This is a genomic window from Trebonia sp., assembly GCF_049794275.1.
In the GTDB taxonomy this organism is placed as follows: domain Bacteria; phylum Actinomycetota; class Actinomycetes; order Streptosporangiales; family Streptosporangiaceae; genus Trebonia.
Genome location: NZ_JBARCR010000864.1, coordinates 1 through 2,411 on the forward strand (window position 1 = coordinate 1; position 2,411 = coordinate 2,411).

The window sequence follows — 2,411 nt, forward strand, 5'->3', positions numbered from 1 at the left end:
GCCCCGGGCGCTGCCCGGGTGCCGGGCGGCGCGGGCACGCAGGGCCGGGCACTGTCAGCCGTGAAGCCGGCGTCCACGGCAGGTCGCGCCCCCAATGCCCGGCGCCCCGTGGTGTCCAAGCCACTGATCGTCGCGGTCGTGATCCTCGTGTGCCTGGCCGCCATCATCTGGGCGCTCTTCTCCTAGGGTCCGCCCCGATCAAAAGAACGTGGGGACTTTGACCGGGTTTTCCCCGGCAAAGTCCCCACAATCATTCGCGGTTAGGGTCTGGTCCTACCCATCGTCTTCCTCAGTGGGGCTGGCGTAGTTCGTGGGACTGCCGTTGCTCGCGGGCCCCGGTTGTACGGGGAGCGTGCCGCCCAGCGGCAGCACCGCCGCGGCCGCGATCGCGGTCGCCTCGCGCTCGGCCTCCGCGGCCGCGATGTCCGCCTCGGTCGGCTCGTTAGCACGTGGCGCTCCGGCGCCAGGCGCAAGGGCGGCAGGCGCACCATCGCCCGGCTGCACGGCCGGCCCGCCAGCGCCCTGTCCGACGGCCGCAGGCGTGCCGCCGGCGGCCCCGGCCTCGACGCTTCCGCTGAACGCGCTCGTCACCGCCTTCAGCGCCGACGTCACCTCGCTGGGGATCACCCAGAACGTGTTCCCCGCGCCGGCGGCGATCTGCGGGAGCGTCTGCAGGTACTGGTAGGCGAGCAGCTTGGGGTCCGGGTCGTTGCGGTGGATCGACTCGAAGACCTGGTTGATCGCCTGCGCCTCGCCCTCCGCCCGGAGGATTGCGGCCTGCTTGTCGCCCTCGGCGCGCAGGATCTTGCTCTTCTTGTCGCCTTCCGCGGTGAGGATCTGCGACTGCCTCCCGCCCTCGGCCGTGAGGATCGCGGCGCGCTTCTCCCGCTCGGCGCGCATCTGCTTCTCCATCGCGTCCTTGACGGACTTCGGCGGGTCGATCGCCTTGATCTCCACCCGGGTCACCCGGATACCCCACTTGCCCGACGCGTCGTCGAGCACGCCACGCAGCAGCGTGTTGATCTTGTCTCTTGACGTTAGCGTCTGCTCCAGGTCCATCGAGCCGATGACCGACCGCAGCATGGTGGCCGTGAGCTGCTCGATCGCCAGAATGTAGTTGACGATCTCGTAGTCCGCCGCCTTCGGGTCGGTCACCTGGAAGAACAGCACCGTGTCGATCTGGACCACCAGGTTGTCCTCGGTGATCACCGGCTGGCTGTCGAACGAGACGACCTGCTCGCGCAGGTCGATCTGCGCCTTCACCCGGTCGACGAACGGCACGATGAAGTTCATCCCTGGCTCGAGTGTCTTGCGGTACCGGCCGAAACGCTCAACGTTCCGCGCCCGCGCCTGCGGCACGATGCGGATAGAGCGCACTACCGTCAAAACCGTCAGAACGACGGCGAGGACGATCACCACGGCAATGATGATCTCCGCGATAACCATGGCTACTCCCGGGGGTAAACGAGGGCGGTGGCGCCCTCGATCTGCATGACGTCGACGAGGTGGCCGACGGGGATGACCAGCGTCTCATCGTAAGGGCGCGCCGACCATTCTTCGCCGCCGATGCGGACCCGGCCACTGTGCCTGGTGACCTCTTCGAGCACGTTGGCCGACCGCCCGACCAAGGCGGCGGAACCGGTCCTGAGCAGTGGCGGCTGTTTGACGTGGCGCCTGGCGATAGGAAGCACGAAGCCGAGGCCCGCGCCCGATGCCACCACGAATGCGAGCAGTTGCAACGGCAGGCCGACCTGCAGCGCGCCGACACCCGCGGCGACCAGCGCGCCGACCGCGATGATGCCGAGCGCGAACGTGGTGGTCATCAGCTCGGCTACGCCGAGCACTGCCGCCACAATCAGCCAGACGATCCATGCCATGGCCGCTCCGGAACGGAACTTCCGCGCGGCGAGTTGGCGCCGCAATGCCGTTGGCGCGGGCGAGACGCTCGTGCCTTCGCTTCAAATGTAGTCCCGCACGCAAGGCCCGCACCAGCCGCCGCGTGGCAGCCCCTGCCCGGGTGAAATAAACACATGTCGAACTAGGGCAATTACTCGTCCGGCCCTTTCCCGGTGCCCCGCCGACCTACACTCGTCTGGGTGAGTGCCGCACGCCGGCTGTGGTGTCCAGGAGGTAGCGGGTGAATCGTCGGGACGGTGGGCCGGGCCGCGGCGCAGGGGGCAGGGGCACCGCCAGCGCCGCATACCCCGACGACGCTTATCTCGACCCGGCAGCCTACCCCGTCGATCCCGGTTACCGCGGTTACTCGGGAGGCGACCGCCTCCGCCCCGCGGACATGCCAGCAGGACCGCCGCGTCCCCGCGCCGAGCGCACCATGCCACCGCGCGCGGGTTCTTCGCCGCGGCCAGGCCGGCAGTCGGCGCGCGACACCGGCGGCTTCAGCCGCATGGGGC

General features: G+C 69.3%; 4 protein-coding genes. 2 read left to right on the forward strand and 2 right to left on the reverse strand.

Annotated elements, in window-relative coordinates:
• Positions 1-186, forward strand: a 186-nt coding sequence (locus WA805_RS22355; protein ID WP_425243309.1) for a hypothetical protein, incomplete at its 5' end; no start/stop codon positions are given.
• Positions 187-273: 87 nt separating this feature from the next.
• Here the strand turns inward: WA805_RS22355 and WA805_RS22360 are convergent.
• Both WA805_RS22360 and WA805_RS22365 read right to left on the reverse strand, forming a co-directional pair.
• Complete coding sequence (locus tag WA805_RS22360; RefSeq protein WP_425243310.1) at positions 274-1,446, reverse strand: SPFH domain-containing protein; 1,173 nt, start codon at positions 1,444-1,446, stop codon at positions 274-276.
• Positions 1,447-1,448: 2 nt separating this feature from the next.
• Positions 1,449-1,877: an NfeD family protein gene (locus WA805_RS22365; RefSeq protein WP_422288625.1), complete on the reverse strand. Its 429-nt coding sequence runs from the start codon at positions 1,875-1,877 to the stop codon at positions 1,449-1,451.
• Between the two features lie 260 nt (positions 1,878-2,137).
• Here WA805_RS22365 and WA805_RS22370 point away from each other — a divergent pair.
• Positions 2,138-2,411, forward strand: a 274-nt coding sequence (locus WA805_RS22370; RefSeq protein WP_425243311.1) for a hypothetical protein, incomplete at its 3' end; no start/stop codon positions are given.